The sequence below is a fragment of the Chryseobacterium camelliae genome (assembly GCF_002770595.1).
Lineage (GTDB): Bacteria > Bacteroidota > Bacteroidia > Flavobacteriales > Weeksellaceae > Chryseobacterium > Chryseobacterium camelliae.
Window position 1 is genome coordinate 2,429,253 of sequence record NZ_CP022986.1, and the last position, 16,500, is coordinate 2,445,752.

Consider the following 16,500-nt stretch of genomic DNA (forward strand, 5'->3'; position numbering starts at 1 on the left):
GATGTGGATTATACTATTATTATTTACCAGCCTTCATTTTGTTTGATCACCCCCTTGCTGTTGACGATTTCCACCTGTGGAACCGCCCATACATTATGTACTGAAGGGTTGAAATTCCTGGCTGCCCATACAATCTGTCCGTTGATGCCATGCAGAGGTGTTGCATAATTGGCCTGTGCATCTCCCCAACGCACCAGGTCCCTGTGACGGTCTGCCCATTCTCCGGCAAGCTCGCAGCGTCTTTCATGTTTCAGGTCAGCTAATGTACATCCTGTTTTCGGTGCTAAACCTGCACGTACCCTGATCCTGTTGATCTCCTGATCGGCATTCTGGCCCATCATCAGCATAGCTTCCGCTTTAATCAGGATTACCTCAGCATATCGCATGATCGGAACGGCAAGGTCCGTGCACGGATAATCACCGTTGGCACTTACGTGGCCGCTGTTCAAAGGATATTTAAAGGCATCCATATATTTGTTGAACTGGTAACCGGTAAGGGAGTTGCTGGAAGCATAAGTCCTTTCAGTCCCGTTAAATGTAAACTTATCCCCGATTTTCAGGATGGTAGCGCTTCTTCTTAAATCTCCTGTTTCATATTCGTCATACAACTCTTTGGTAGGCTGAAAATATCCCCAGCCATTGTATTGTCCCCAACCTTTGTTTTCAAGCATTACACCGGGAAGGATACTTCCTATGGAATTGAATTTAGGCGTACTCGGTACAGACCATATGTATTCTGAGCTGTAATTATTTTCTGCTTTGAAAACGTCGGTATAATTCGTAAGGAGATTCCTGTTCCCTTTGGTAATGACCTCATTGGCCCAATACGCTGCATTCTGCCAGTCTTTCATAAACAGATAAACCTTCGCCAGCAACGCCCATGCGGCCACTTTATGCGGCCTTCCGTAATCCTTCGCAGGAAGCTGCTCCTGAAAAGGTAAAAGCTCTGCAGCTTTTTTCAGGTCCTGAACAATGTAGTTGTAATTTTCCATTACATTGGCAGCTCTTGGGATCGGATTAGGATCCGGGTCTTTGGTCCGGTCTACAATGGGTACACCGGCTTTGTCATTCCCGTAATTGTAGGCCAGCTCAAAATACATCCGGCTGCTCATGAACAGTGCTTCACCGAGGTATTTATTTTTTACTGCTGCTGATGCCTGGATGTTATCCACATTCCTGATGACGCGGTTAGCCACACCAATTACGGTATACCTTTTATTCCACTGGGTTTCCAGGTCACCGGCCGCGATGTAATTGCTGCTGAAGTTTTTGGCATTATCCGGTTCGCTTTTTGCTCTTCCCGTTACCATATCATCGCTGGCATTAATGAACCAGAAAAGCCCTCTTCCATAAAATTCGCTGTCGGCAAGCGGCCTGTACATGGCATTGGCTCCCGTTATCAGGTCATTCTCAGTTTTCCAGAAACTGGCTTCGGTAGGCGTTCCCTCCGGCTGAACATCCAGTTCTCCCGTACATGACAACAACATGACAGAGATTCCGGACACTAAACATATTTTGTTGAAAAGTTTCATTGTTTTTGATTTTTAATGATTAAAATTATAATCCGACCTCCAGTCCGAAGATGAAGGCACGTGCCTGCGGGTATCTGCCGGTATCCACTCCGTAAGAATTCATGCCCACTTCAGGGTCAAAGCCTGTATATTTGGTAATGGTCAGCAGGTTGTTTGTAGTCACATAAATCCTTAGCTTACTGACATCCAGCTTACGGTACAGCTCTATCGGCAATGAATACCCGATGGTGAGGTTTTTCAGCCTCAGATACGATCCGTCTTCTACATAGAAATCAGACACTTTGGAATAGTTGCCGCTCGGGTCTCCCTGTACCAGCCTTGGGATATTGGTATCGGTGTTCTGCGGGGTCCATGCATTCAGGATATCCCTGTCCATATTATAATTCTGTCCTGTACCGCCCGGATTCAGGGAAATAAATTTAAGCCCGTTGAAGATTTTATTTCCATACACACCCTGTACAAAAAGGTTGAGGTCAAAATTCTTCCAGGTCATATTGTATGACAATCCGTAAGAGAATTTCGGGTACGGACTTCCGAGATTTACGAAATCACTGTTGTTCAGCGTTCCCGTATTCCCTTCTTTCTTAAGGAATTTGATATCCCCCGGTTTGGCATTGGGCTGGATGAGGTTCCCGTTTGCATCTTTGTAATTATTGATCTCCTCCTGAGACTGGAAAATCCCGCCCGTTCTATAACCATAAAACGAATACAGAGGATCACCAACTTTTACACGCGTTGGTTTCAGCACGCCCCTCACTCCATTATCATTGATGAAAATCTCATCCACTCCCGCCAGTTGCTTCACCGTATTTTTTAGTTGGCTGAATACAACTCCAATGGAATAGGTGAAATCACCGGTTTTTTTACTGTTATAATTGATTCCCAGTTCGTATCCTTTATCCTGGAAAAGTCCGGCATTAATGTACTGATTACTGTATGTAGCCGTACTTGGTAGGCTTACATTGAAGATCTGGTCTTTGGAATTTTTAATGAAGTAATCGAACTGCAAGGAAAGACTGTTATGGAAAAATGACGCATCCATCCCGAAGTCGGTCTGCTCAGATTTCCCCCATTTCAGGTCCGGATTGGGACGTGTTGTAGCGTAATAAGCGATATTCTGGGAAGGGTCCTGTCCGAAAATCACATTGTTGTACCTTGTCATCAGCGGATTGACCGCTTGGGAAGAAATTCCCCCTAGGTTACCTAAAATACCATAACTTCCCCTGAACTTCAGGTTGGAAAGCCAGGCTATATCTTTCATAAAGTTTTCTTTAGAAGGCACCCATGCTCCTGAAACTGCATAATAATTGGCAAACCTGTTTTGTGGTGCTACCAGGGAAGAGCCGTCCCTTCTTCCTAATACGCTAACGATATACTTACCGGCATAATCATAGTTGACCCTTGCCAGATAGGATACCAATGCCTGTCTGAATCTATAGCTTGATACCTCCCTGTTGGTATCAGCGGCATTCTGCAGGTACTGGAATGTTTCTGCTTCACTTCTGAAGTCATACGATTTGGCTATGAAGCCGTCATCAACAGTTTTCTGGAAGGTAAATCCGGCCAGGAAATCAAAATTATGCCTTCCCGGAGAAAACTTATAGGTCAAGAGCTGCTCAGCCAGTGACGTAGAAGAATTGTTGGACTGGTATTCCAGGCTGTTCATATCAAATATCTTCCCTACTTCCGGAACCCTGGCTGTAAAGGTCTTCATATCTCCGATCTTAAAAGTCTGCGAGAAGTTGGACCGGTACTTTAGATCCTTTGCCAGAGTAATTTCTGCATAAGGATTGATCAGGATTTCGTGGGTAGGATTCCTGATACTGATCCTTTTAAGGTAGGCAACCGGGTTAATGACATCTCCATAACCTCCGGCCACATCAACCGGCAATCCCGAAAAGGCTCCTGAAGAGGTATATACAGGAACATTCGGAGGATAATACATGGCCGCTACAATGGCTCCGGTATATCCGTTCCTGGTATCGGCTGTATTTCCGTCGGAATAATTGTAGTACATATTTTCCCCGATGGTCAGCCAGTCTTTCACTTTATGCTCGGAATTGACCCTGAAGTTGTATCTTTTGGACTGTGTATTCAATAAGATCCCTTCCAGGTTCCGGTGATTCATCCCAACGAAATACCTCGACTTTTCATTGCCTCCGCTTACATTCATATTGTACTCCTGGATGGCTCCTGTCCGGAAGATTTCCTTCATCCAGTCGGTCCGGGTAATTCTTCCGTCCGGATACAGGTTTGGATTAAAAGCTATGGGGAGATTGTTCAGCTTGCCGGCATTTTCATACGCCTTGTACATCACATCCTGGAATTCGGCTGCATTAAGGGTTTCTTTTATTTTCCAGGCCTGGTTCAGGCCGTATTTAACATCAAAGTCTACTGTAAGATTACCTTTCCTGCCTTTCTTGGTCGTGATGAGTATGACCCCTCCAGATGATCTAGCGCCGTAAATGGCTGCAGAAGCATCTTTAAGGACTGATATATCCTGGATATCGTTCGGGTTAATGGATGGGGTACCGTTAAAAACAACACCATCCACTACATACAACGGGGTTTCTCCGTTAATTCCTCCCAGACCCCGGATATTTACCTTAGGGGTTCCGTTAGGGTCACCTCCTTCATTCACCACGGTAACACCGGCAGCTTTTCCCTGCAGGGCTTCGCCCACTCCGGATAATGACCTGGAAGTAATTTTATCCAGTGAAGCTTCAGTTACGGCTCCTGAAACCTTTGTCTTTTTCTGGGTTCCGTATCCTACAACAACCACCTCGTCCAGAGACTTTTCTTTTAAGCTGTCTTTTTTCTGAGCGAGGAATAACGGTGAAGCCGACAGAGCACCAATGAGCAATACCCGTCCCGTAAGATAACCTACTGAGACCGGGATCTTAAATACATTCATAAAATCCTTGATTTAACTTGATGCAAAATTAGACCAGCCTTGCCAACCGGATCATTACGGTTTCGTTGTGCTTTTGTTAAGAAATTTTATCTCTATAAAAATAGTATTGTATGGGTTGAAGAATTAAGATGCTTTGCATCAGCAATGTAGATATCAAGATAAGTATTCTGTCTATACCTGATCTGTTTTTAAGTTTAAATTTGTTTTAAATTTATTACCCAACCGGGAAAATAGACTAAAATAATCTCATTTCACTGTCCGCTTTTAAGAATGAATACATGAGAGAGTTCATTTTCTTTTTTTACATTTGCTGAAATCATTTTCCGGGGAATACAGCAGTAGAAAACTGTCCGGAAAAAACAGAAAACAATTAAAATTCCAACTATTCCATGACCATCATCATTACAGGAACCTCTTCAGGGATCGGTTTCGCTTTAGCAGAATATTTCGGTAAAAAAGGCCATAAAGTTTATGGCCTGAGCAGAAAGCATACTGAAAGCAATTATTTCAGCTGTATCCCGACGGATGTGACAGATCCTGATGCGGTGCAAAACGCCATTGCGGAGGTTCTGAAAACCGAAACGAGGATCGATGTTCTGATCAACAATGCAGGCATGGGAATGGTAGGCTCCGTGGAAGATTCTGCCAAAGAAGATATTTTGAAGCTATTCAACCTCAACTTAATAGGGGCAGTACAGATGATGAGTGCGGTGATGCCGAATATGAGGGCGCACAAATCCGGAAAGATCATCAATGTTTCCAGTATCGGAAGTGAAATGGGACTGCCGTTCCGTGGATTCTATTCAGCTTCAAAATCGGCTCTGGACAAAGTTACGGAGGCTATGCGTTATGAGGTATATCCATGGAATATCCATGTTTGTTCGCTGCATCTGGGAGACATCAAAACCAATATTGCAGAAAACCGTGTGCGGACCCAAGTATCCGAACCTTACCAATCTGTTTTTGATAAGGTGTATGCTTTAATGAACTCGCATGTCGGCGATGGCACAGAGCCGCATGAAGTTGCAGAATACATCGACAGGCTTTTGAACAAGGACAAATGGAAAGCCCACTATTACTTCGGAAAGTTCGGACAGAAGATCGGGGTCCCGCTGAAATGGATCCTTCCGCAGGGGACTTACGAAAATCTGATGAAGAAATATAATAAACTGGATTAGTTTCAGTTATTACATCAGTCCAATACTTGTCTTAACCATCAGCACACAGCTAATCAGAATCCGCTTTAAGATCTTTAACCCATAATGTTGTCCACCAAGGCTTGAAATTTTTCCTGAACATATTGTGTATCATTCTATGCGTCTTTGTACAGGCGCAGAAGAAACAATACTGGCTTACGGACAGTGAGACCCATGTAAAAAAGAAGGTAAAGGATTCTGTATCAGCAGTGAAATTCCTGGATTCACTTTCCCAGAACAGCTATTTTTTTACGCAGCTGAAAGAAGTAAAAATAAAGGGCGATAGTACAGAGATCATTTATGATAAAGGGAAAAATTTTAATGAAACCTATGTAACCCTTTCGGATTCAATCGTTCAGAGGTTTCCCTCGACCAAAGATTTTTTCACCAAAAACCTGGATTCTACCAAAAAAAGCATCAATAAAAAATATATTGATGACGGATTTGCGTTCAGCAGGATAAAATCCAAATACAAAGGCCAGAAAAACGGCTATCCCCTGATAGAACTGGATATCAGCAAGAACAATAAAAGGACGATTGACGGTTTTGTCGTAAAAGGCTACGAAAGGGTACCGAAAAGGTTCATTAAAAATCTTGAAAAGGATTTCAAAGGAAAGACTTACGATGATAGAAACCTGGTCTCTATCAATAAAAATTTCCAGAACCATCCTTTTGTTTCGCTGGAAAGACCTCCGCAAACCTTATTTACAAAAGATTCCACACAGATTTACCTCTTTATGGAGAAAAAGAAGACGAATACCTTTGACGGGGTAATCGGATTCGGGAATGATAAAACTGAAAAATTTACGCTGAACGGTACGCTGAACGTGAATTTCAGGAATATGTTTAACGGCTTTGAAACCATTAACCTGTACTGGCAGCGAAACCCGGATAAAGGACAGACTTTTGATCTGCAGACGGATATTCCTTATCTATTCAAATCAAATGTAGGGCTGAATATGAAGGTGAATATTTTCAGGCAGGATTCCACATTTGCCAATGTAAAAGCGTTGCCGGCATTGTACTACCACATCAACAACCGCAACAGGATCGGGCTCAGAGGGACTTTTGAGACATCCAGTATTATCGATACGCTATACGTCCAGGGAAAAGATTATAACAAAAGAGGGCTTGGGATCTGGTTTGAGATGACCGAACCATCCGATGTAGACCTTTTCCTGTATAAAACACGGCTGAACGGCGGATATGACTATCTGACTACTACCTATACCAAAGACAATATCAATGCCCACCAGAACCAATTCTATTTTTTCGGCGAGCATAATTACCATATTTCCGGGAACCATTACCTGAATATAAAAGCGGAAGGCGCCATGATGGATTCCAAGATAGAATTCTCCACCAATGAATTGTACCGTTTCGGAGGCTGGAATTCCATGCGGGGCTTTAATGAGAATTCCCTTGCAGCCGATTTCTATTATTACGGCGGACTGGAATACCGGTACCTGATAGGCAATCAGGCATTTTTTGACTTTTTTGGCCAATACGGGCAGCTTAATAATAAATCCCTGAACCTGAAGCCTAAGCTTTACAGCGTAGGGCTGGGATTCAATTTCTTTATCCCGATCGGGCTAATGAGCTTTCAGCTTTCCAACGGTAATGAATTCGGAAATCCTTTTAAATTCAATGACATCAAAATTCACTGGGGAATATTGAGCCGGTTTTAGATTGCTTCATTACGTTTATGTAAAATATATCTTCTGTACCAGCAACACCGAAGTACAGATCAGATTAATTTTTAACATTAGGATAAAATAAAAAAGCGGAAAACCTGTTAACTTGCAATTTCTTTCAACTGAATACTGAGGAATGAACAGAAGAGAATTTTTAGAAAAATCAGGCATTTTAATGGCCGGACTGGGAAGTTCGGGAGTCTTACACCCTGCCATACTGAAGGCACTCACCATTGAGCCTGCCGCCCGGTCAACATTCTATGATGCAGAACATATTGTGATCCTTATGCAGGAAAACCGTTCTTTTGACCACGCTTTCGGCACCCTGAAAGGGGTACGGGGATTTCTTGACCGGAGAGCATTTAAAAAACAGGACGGACATTCCGTTTTCTTTCAGAGAGCCGATACCGGAAAGTACGCTGCTCCTGCCCGTCTGAATTTAAGGGATACAAAATCTACCTGGATGAGCTCGCTTCCTCATTCCTGGAATAATCAGCAGCAAGCTTTTAATAAGGGGAAATATGATCAGTGGCTTCAGGCAAAAGCATCAGGAAATCAAGAATACCAGAATATTCCGTTAACATTAGGATACTATAACCGTGAAGACCTCCCATTCTACTACCAGCTGGCAGATGCCTTTACGATCTTTGACCAGTACTTCTGTTCTTCTCTGACAGGCACTACGCCGAACCGGCTTTTCCACTGGTCCGGAACATTGCGTGAACAGAGGAACGGTAAAGTAAAGCCTAATGTATACAATGAAAATATTGATTACGATAAAGATCATCAGGCCAAATGGAAAAGTTTTCCCGAAATTTTAGAGGAACAGGAGATTCCGTGGAAAATTTACCAGAATGAGATCAGCCTTCCGAAAGGGATGTCCGGTGAACAGGAAGCCTGGCTGAGCAATTTTACGGATAATCCCCTTGAATGGTTTTCCCGGTTCAACGTAAAGTTTTCCAAAGGATATTACCAGAATATTCCAAATATCATCGCTTCCCTGAAGAAAGAGGCTGAGAACAATCCTGAACAGCAGGAAAAGTTTAATGCAATGATCAGAGAACTGGAAGAAGATAAAATCAAGTACCATCCGGACCGTTATACCAGACTTTCACAGGCTGAAAGAAATCTTCATGAAAAGGCTTTTACTATTAATTCCGGTGATCCGGATTACTGGAATCTGGAAAAAGGAAAAGATAAGGATGGAAACCCGCTGGTTGTTCCTAAAGGAGATGTGCTGTACCAGTTCCGGAAGGATGTTGAAAACAAAAAGCTTCCTCTGGTTTCATGGCTTATTGCGCCTGAGCATTTTTCTGACCATCCCGGTTCTCCCTGGTACGGAGCCTGGTATATTTCTGAAGTGCTGAACATCCTGACTCAAGATCCTGAAACCTGGAAAAAAACGATCTTCTTGATCAATTATGATGAGAATGACGGCTATTTTGATCATGTATTGCCTTTTGCACCTCCGGTAAATCCCAGCCAGCCTGTTGACATGAACGGTCCGGAAGGGGTGGAATATGTCAACGGGATACAGGAATACAGATCAACATCCAATTTAAAAGATCATGAAAAGATAGATGGTACAGTCGGATTAGGCTACAGGGTTCCGATGATCATTGCCTCACCCTGGACGAAGGGCGGATTTGTAAATTCTGAAGTTTCTGATCATACTTCCGTACTTCAGTTCCTGGAGACCTTTATTCAGAAAAAATTCAATAAAAACGTAAGTGTAGATCATATCAGTAACTGGAGGCGGGCTATATGCGGGGATCTAACTTCTGCATTCAGTCCTTCTGATATAAAGGTTCCTCCAATGCAATACCTGGATCAGAAAGCCTATGCCCAAACCATCAATTCTGCCCGCAATAAACCTGTCCCGGATCTGAAATGGTATCACGAGCACGAATTAAACAATTCCCTGCTGGACATTCAGGAGCGAGGCATAAAGCCTTCCCATGCCCTTCCCTATAATTATCTTGTCAATCTGGAGGACGGAGCTATCAAAATGACCAATTTAAAAGAACGGGCAGTTCCCCTGATCATTTACGACAGAAAGCGCCTTGAAGCTGATGATTTTTACTTTTCCTATGCACTGTATTCCGGACAGGAATTAATACATTCTGTTGATGCTGGAAAATATGATTATGAAGTCTTTGGTCCTAATGGTTTCTACCGGCTGTTTAAAGGGGAAAGCAGACCGGAGATTAAAGCCTCACTGATTTATCATCCTTCTGAAAATAAAGTGCAGTTCATCATAAACAAAGTAGATAAAGATGTTCAGGAGATTGTCATAGACGATCTTTATGAAAAAAGCAGTCGCATTGTTTCTCTACAGAAAGATGAAAATAACATCGCATTTAGCCTTCATAAAACCAAAGGATGGTATGATCTGAGGATCAGTTCCGGAAGTACCGTCTGGCATTTTGCGGGACGCCTAGAAACCGGAAAACCATCGGTTTCGGACCCTCATTGGCAATAATATCATGTACAACATATTTCCTAAATCATGCACTCCTCTTTTATTTCCTGCTCATCAGATCTTCCATGTACGGCAGCTTCCCATGCAGACCTAAAGGTTACCAATACCAAAGCAACTGCTGTTACGTATATGATTTCAAATAATTGAATTCCGTAAAAGACCATGAATTACCAGGAAAGAAGGCATCTATTGTCTTTCTTCCTATCCTATTGATTTTATCACTACTTATTCAGGAATATAGCTCGGAAAGTTATTTTTTATCTATTGAAAGTACTACAGCTGGGTTACATGATGTCCGGTATCAGTTCGCTTCATCTCATCAATAAAGAATATATGTTCAATTTTGGTCTTGTATCGGCAGCTGTGCTGAAACTGTTATTAAAGAATACCAGGTCAGCATTACCCAGGTACGATCTAAGGATACAAATAAAAAGAAGACAGGCAGCATTATACTAGAGACATCAAATGGTGAGCAGGTATATAGAAAAGTAGTTATGCTAGGAGAAAATTTTCATTTCACGTATTTCAGGCCCAGCGAATGGAATATCAAGGTATACCGAAGCAGTTTGCACAAGCGCTGCAAAATAACATCTGAAGAATTTAAACTGAATCTGAAAACATCGACTCTATCCGTCTATCCTCTATTCATCTATCAATTGGTTCGGCTTCTAGGTACTTTAATGCTTTGTCTTTGATCCGATATCTAATGTCTGATATCTGGTGTCTTGATTCTTGATTCTTAATTCCTGGCTCTGTTATCTATCTTCTATCCGTCTATCCTCTATTTATCTATCTGTCTCTTATCTGTTAGGCTAGTTTCCAGGTACTTTATTGTTTTGTGTTTGATCCGATATCTAATATCTGATATCTGATATCTGGTGTCTGATGTCTGACATCTTGCCTCTTGATTCCTGGTTCTTGATTCTTGACTCTTGGTTCTTGATTCTTGTCTCTTCTCTGACTTCAGGGCATAAAAAAACCTCACACATTGCTGTATGAGGTTTATAAAAAAACTGGCGGCGACCTACTCTCCCGCTTGTCGCAGTACCATCGGCGCTGGTGGGCTTAACTTCTGTGTTCGGAATGGGAACAGGTGAGCCCCACCGCTAAAACCACCCTAAATAAGGTATATAATGTAGAATGTACTGTTGTATTGATGTAAAACGTATTCATGATTTTCATTAATACTTTTTACAAGGGTACATGTTACATATTTTATCGGTAAATTTCATCACAAAGGCAAAACCAGTAGCGCACTTATAAGGCTTGGCTTACAGCATACTGCTTTAAGCTTACTGCAACCTTATAGGCTATAAATCTACGGGTAATTAGTACTACTCGGCTATGCTGTTACCAACTTTACACCTGTAGCCTATCAACGTGGTCATCTCCCACGACCCTTAAAAGATGTCTCATCTTGAGGCGAGTTTCACACTTATATGCTTTCAGTGTTTATCTCTTCCAAACGTAGCTACTCAGCGGTGCACCTGGCGGTACAACTGATACACCAGAGGTTTGTTCAATTCGGTCCTCTCGTACTAGAATCAAGCCCTCTCAAACATCTAACGCCCGCAATAGATAGAGACCGAACTGTCTCACGACGTTCTGAACCCAGCTCGCGTGCCACTTTAATGGGCGAACAGCCCAACCCTTGGGACCTTCTCCAGCCCCAGGATGTGACGAGCCGACATCGAGGTGCCGAACCTCCCCGTCGATGTGAGCTCTTGGGGGAGACTAGCCTGTTATCCCCGGAGTACCTTTTATCCTATGAGCGATGGCCCTTCCATACGGAACCACCGGATCACTATGTCCTGCTTTCGCACCTGATCGACTTGTAGGTCTCACAGTCAAGCACCCTTATGCCATTACACTCTACGCACGGTTACCAAGCGTGCTGAGGGTACCTTTGAAAGCCTCCGTTACTCTTTTGGAGGCGACCACCCCAGTCAAACTACCCACCACGCAATGTCCTTCTAAAAGAAGTTAGGCTCCAAGTAAGTAAAGGGTGGTATTTCAACGTTGGCTCCACCGACACTAGCGTGCCAGCTTCAAAGCCTCCCACCTATCCTACACATTACTTACTCAAAGTCAATACGAAGTTATAGTAAAGGTTCACAGGGTCTTTTCGTCCCATTGCGGGTAATCGGCATCTTCACCGATACTACAATTTCACCGAGCTCGTGGCTGAGACAGTGCCCAGATCGTTACACCATTCGTGCAGGTCGGAACTTACCCGACAAGGAATTTCGCTACCTTAGGACCGTTATAGTTACGGCCGCCGTTTACTGGGGCTTCAGTCAAACGCTTCGCTTACGCTAACGCCCTTCCTTAACCTTCCAGCACCGGGCAGGTGTCAGACCCTATACAGCATCTTTCGATTTAGCAGAGTCCTGTGTTTTTGATAAACAGTCGCCTGGGCCTCTTCACTGCGGCCAGCATTGCTGCTGGCGTCTCTTCTTCCGAAGTTACGAGACTATTTTGCCTAGTTCCTTAGCCACGACTCACTCGAGCACCTTAGGATTCTCTCCTCGACCACCTGTGTCGGTTTTGGTACGGGTTGCTTCACTTCGGCTTTTCTTGGATCCAAGTTCACTACAGCAGCTTCGCCCGAAGGCTAGGCCTTGACTATTCCGTCAGTCTCCAGTAGCTACATTGAACCGTCCCCTTTTTAGTGTGAGCAAGTATGGGAATATTAACCCATTGTCCATCCACTACCCCTTTCGGGTTCGCGTTAGGTCCCGACTAACCCTCAGCTGATTAGCATGGCTGAGGAAACCTTAGTCTTTCGGTGAGGGGGTTTCTCGCCCCCTTTATCGTTACTTATGCCTACATTTTCTTTTCTATAAGCTCCACCAAGCCTCACGACTCAGCTTCTACGCCGATAGAATGCTCTCCTACCGATTAATTTAATTAATCCCATAGCTTCGGTAATATGCTTATGCCCGATTATTATCCATGCCGGACCGCTCGACTAGTGAGCTGTTACGCACTCTTTAAATGAATGGCTGCTTCCAAGCCAACATCCTAGCTGTCAATGCAGTCCAACCGCGTTGTTTCAACTTAGCATATATTTAGGGACCTTAGCTGTTGGTCTGGGTTCTTTCCCTTTCGGACATGGACCTTAGCACCCATGCCCTCACTGCCGACCATCATTTATTAGCATTCGGAGTTTGTCAGGAATTGGTAGGCGATGAAACCCCCGCATCCAATCAGTAGCTCTACCTCTAATAAACTATATATCGACGCTGCACCTAAATGCATTTCGGAGAGTACGAGCTATCTCCCAGTTTGATTGGCCTTTCACCCCTACCCACAGGTCATCCGAAGACTTTTCAACGTCAACCGGTTCGGTCCTCCACTCTGTGTTACCAGAGCTTCAACCTGCCCATGGGTAGATCACAAGGTTTCGCGTCTAATCCTACTAACTATGCGCCCTATTCAGACTCGCTTTCGCTCCGGCTCCGGACCTTAAGTCCTTAACCTCGCTAGTAAAATTAACTCGTAGGCTCATTATGCAAAAGGCACGCCGTCACACCATATCAGTGCTCCGACCGCTTGTAGGCGTACGGTTTCAGGTTCTATTTCACCCTTCTATTCGAAGTGCTTTTCACCTTTCCTTCACAGTACTTGTTCACTATCGGTCTTTCAGGAGTATTTAGCCTTGGAGGATGGTCCCCCCATATTCAGACAGGATTTCACGTGTCCCGCCATACTCATTTATCATCTATATATACCTTTCGATTACCGGGCTATCACCGTCTATGGCCGCACTTTCCAGTACGTTCTTCTAAATATATAAAGACTTTTGGGCTAATCCGCTTTCGCTCGCCACTACTTACGGAATCTCTTCGATTTCTTTTCCTCCGGGTACTTAGATGTTTCAGTTCTCCGGGTTTGCTCTCTAATAAATTAGAGTGACATGTCTTCAACATGCCGGGTTGCCCCATTCGGACATCTCGGGATCAATTCGTGTGTGCCAATCCCCCGAGCTTTTCGCAGCTTACCACGTCCTTCTTCGCCTCTGAAAGCCTAGGCATCCGCCATACGCCCTTAACGATTTCTTTCCTATTTTTAGGTTACTCAAGCACTTATAAGTGCTCGGTTTTCTCTTTGTGATGTCTTTACCGTTAATGTCAATGATCTTATTTGCTTGTACTTAAGTAACCAAGTAATATGTATTAATGACGGCTCCGTCATTATGTAGAATACACATATCCTTTTATTACCCTCATACATCATACTTCTGTACCGTAGTACTCCGTACAATATGTGGAGAATAAGGGAGTCGAACCCTTGACCTCCTGCGTGCAAGGCAGGCGCTCTAGCCAGCTGAGCTAATTCCCCCTCTAGTTAAGATTAAAAAATTTAGAGATTTTGAGATTAAGAGATCTGCTCGCGCTAATTTCTTAATTCCTTAATTTCTCAATATCTTAATCCCTTCAATTAGTAGTCTCGGGCAGGCTCGAACTGCCGACCTCTACATTATCAGTGTAGCGCTCTAACCAGCTGAGCTACGAGACTTCATGTAATTTTAAATTTTAAATTTTGAATTTTAAATTAATTTTCAAATCTAAAATCTATCATTTATAATCTAAAATCTCTTCCTCCCTTTTACTAATTTCTAGTGGGTTTGTATTTTTAATATAAATCAACCAATAAAAAAACTAAAGCTTTACTTTAAGTAAGTCCAACGTATCTTGCGATACTAATTTTGTTTATCGTCTATAAGACGCTCTAAAATGAGATGTTCCAGCCGCACCTTCCGGTACGGCTACCTTGTTACGACTTAGCCCTAGTTACCTGTTTTACCCTAGGCAGCTCCTTTTACGGTCACCGACTTCAGGTACCCCAGACTTCCATGGCTTGACGGGCGGTGTGTACAAGGCCCGGGAACGTATTCACCGCGCCATGGCTGATGCGCGATTACTAGCGATTCCAGCTTCATAGAGTCGAGTTGCAGACTCCAATCCGAACTGAGACAGGCTTTCGAGATTCGCATCACATCGCTGTGTAGCTGCCCTCTGTACCTGCCATTGTATTACGTGTGTGGCCCAAGGCGTAAGGGCCGTGATGATTTGACGTCATCCCCACCTTCCTCTCTACTTGCGTAGGCAGTCTTACTAGAGTCCTCAACTTAATGGTAGCAACTAGTAACAGGGGTTGCGCTCGTTGCAGGACTTAACCTAACACCTCACGGCACGAGCTGACGACAACCATGCAGCACCTTGAAAATTGCCCGAAGGAAGGTCTATTTCTAAACCGATCAATTCCCATTTAAGCCTTGGTAAGGTTCCTCGCGTATCATCGAATTAAACCACATAATCCACCGCTTGTGCGGGCCCCCGTCAATTCCTTTGAGTTTCATTCTTGCGAACGTACTCCCCAGGTGGCTAACTTATCACTTTCGCTTAGTCTCTGAATCCGAAAACCCAAAAACGAGTTAGCATCGTTTACGGCGTGGACTACCAGGGTATCTAATCCTGTTCGCTCCCCACGCTTTCGTCCATCAGCGTCAGTTAAGACATAGTGACCTGCCTTCGCAATTGGTGTTCTAAGTAATATCTATGCATTTCACCGCTACACTACTTATTCCAGCCACTTCTACCTTACTCAAGACATGCAGTATCAATGGCAGTTTCACAGTTAAGCTGTGAGATTTCACCACTGACTTACACATCCGCCTACGGACCCTTTAAACCCAATAAATCCGGATAACGCTTGCACCCTCCGTATTACCGCGGCTGCTGGCACGGAGTTAGCCGGTGCTTATTCGTACAGTACCTTCAGCTATTTACACGTAAATAGGTTTATCCCTGTACAAAAGAAGTTTACAACCCATAGGGCCGTCGTCCTTCACGCGGGATGGCTGGATCAGGCGCTAACCCATTGTCCAATATTCCTCACTGCTGCCTCCCGTAGGAGTCTGGTCCGTGTCTCAGTACCAGTGTGGGGGATCACCCTCTCAGGCCCCCTAAAGATCATCGACTTGGTGAGCCGTTACCTCACCAACTATCTAATCTTGCGCGTGCCCATCTCTATCCACCGGAGTTTTCAATATCAAATGATGCCATTTAATATATTATGGAGTATTAATCTTCCTTTCGAAAGGCTATCCCCCTGATAAAGGCAGGTTGCACACGTGTTCCGCACCCGTACGCCGCTCTCAAGATCCCGAAAGATCTCTACCGCTCAGCTTGCATGTGTTAGGCCTCCCGCTAGCGTTCATCCTGAGCCAGGATCAAACTCTCCATTGTATGTTTGTCTTGGCTCACTCAAAGTTTTTTAACGCTTTAGTTTTTCCTTACTTGGTTGTTATATTGTATGTCAATGATCTTTTTTCTTTCGCTTCCTACAAAACTACTTTCTCTCTGTCAGTGTTTCGCTTCGTATTTGCGAGTGCAAAAGTAAAACTTTATTTTGATTTGACCAAATGTTTCTGAAAGAAATTTTAAAGTTTTTTTTTCTTAACCTTAACCCTCTCTAAACCCTTAGGTCATCTACTCCTGCGCTCCCGTTGTTTGGGATTGCAAAGATACAAAACTTTTTAACTCCCACAACTTTTTTTTCAAAAAGTTTTTCAGCAATCAATCCGATTTCATCGTATCTCTAAAGTAACTCTCTTAAAATTATACCGCTTATCTAAAAGCCCTTCTGCGCTTACTGATATACTCTCGTTTTCAGT

Annotated in this window: 5 protein-coding genes, 2 tRNA genes and 3 rRNA genes; 3 read left to right on the plus strand and 7 right to left on the minus strand. The window is 43.6% G+C overall.

The window, feature by feature from the left end:
* Positions 1-23: 23 nt before the first annotated feature.
* Together CGB83_RS11175 and CGB83_RS11180 are read right to left on the minus strand one after the other, a co-directional pair.
* A complete protein-coding gene (locus CGB83_RS11175; protein ID WP_100075846.1) occupies positions 24-1,532 on the minus strand; it encodes a RagB/SusD family nutrient uptake outer membrane protein in 1,509 nt (502 codons plus the stop codon).
* 25 nt (positions 1,533-1,557) lie between these two features.
* Positions 1,558-4,446: a SusC/RagA family TonB-linked outer membrane protein gene (locus tag CGB83_RS11180; protein ID WP_100075847.1), complete on the minus strand. Its 2,889-nt coding sequence runs from the start codon at positions 4,444-4,446 to the stop codon at positions 1,558-1,560.
* A gap of 389 nt (positions 4,447-4,835) precedes the next feature.
* Here CGB83_RS11180 and CGB83_RS11185 point away from each other — a divergent pair, with 389 nt between their 5' ends.
* From CGB83_RS11185 to CGB83_RS11195, 3 genes are all read left to right on the plus strand, one after another.
* Positions 4,836-5,624, plus strand: coding sequence for an SDR family oxidoreductase (locus tag CGB83_RS11185; protein WP_100075848.1), 789 nt, complete (start codon positions 4,836-4,838; stop codon positions 5,622-5,624).
* Between the two features lie 122 nt (positions 5,625-5,746).
* Positions 5,747-7,330, plus strand: coding sequence for a BamA/TamA family outer membrane protein (locus tag CGB83_RS11190; protein ID WP_228419907.1), 1,584 nt, complete (start codon positions 5,747-5,749; stop codon positions 7,328-7,330).
* Between the two features lie 142 nt (positions 7,331-7,472).
* On the plus strand, positions 7,473-9,818 hold the full coding sequence (locus CGB83_RS11195) for a phosphocholine-specific phospholipase C (protein ID WP_100075850.1): 2,346 nt from the start codon (positions 7,473-7,475) through the stop codon (positions 9,816-9,818).
* Between the two features lie 1,011 nt (positions 9,819-10,829).
* Here the strand turns inward: CGB83_RS11195 and rrf are convergent.
* The 5 genes from rrf to CGB83_RS11220 form a co-directional block, all read right to left on the minus strand.
* Positions 10,830-10,938, minus strand: a 5S ribosomal RNA gene (rrf, locus tag CGB83_RS11200).
* Positions 10,939-11,126: 188 nt separating this feature from the next.
* A 23S ribosomal RNA gene (locus CGB83_RS11205) occupies positions 11,127-13,882 on the minus strand.
* A 206-nt stretch (positions 13,883-14,088) separates the two neighbouring features.
* Positions 14,089-14,162, minus strand: a tRNA-Ala gene (locus CGB83_RS11210).
* A gap of 103 nt (positions 14,163-14,265) precedes the next feature.
* Positions 14,266-14,339 (minus strand) — tRNA-Ile (locus CGB83_RS11215).
* Positions 14,340-14,555: 216 nt separating this feature from the next.
* Positions 14,556-16,072: ribosomal RNA gene (locus CGB83_RS11220) — 16S ribosomal RNA — on the minus strand.
* Together the 16S, 23S and 5S rRNA genes with 2 tRNA genes alongside form the textbook arrangement of a ribosomal RNA operon.
* Positions 16,073-16,500: the final 428 nt, after the last annotated feature.

Bases quoted from the DNA above. Each gene is read 5' to 3' on its own strand.
- CGB83_RS11175 (WP_100075846.1), bottom strand. From the start codon at position 1,532: ATGAAACTTTTCAACAAAATATGTTTAGTGTCCGGAATCTCTGTCATG.
- CGB83_RS11180 (WP_100075847.1), bottom strand. From the start codon at position 4,446: ATGAATGTATTTAAGATCCCGGTCTCAGTAGGTTATCTTACGGGACGG.
- CGB83_RS11185 (WP_100075848.1), top strand. From the start codon at position 4,836: ATGACCATCATCATTACAGGAACCTCTTCAGGGATCGGTTTCGCTTTA.
- CGB83_RS11195 (WP_100075850.1), top strand. From the start codon at position 7,473: ATGAACAGAAGAGAATTTTTAGAAAAATCAGGCATTTTAATGGCCGGA.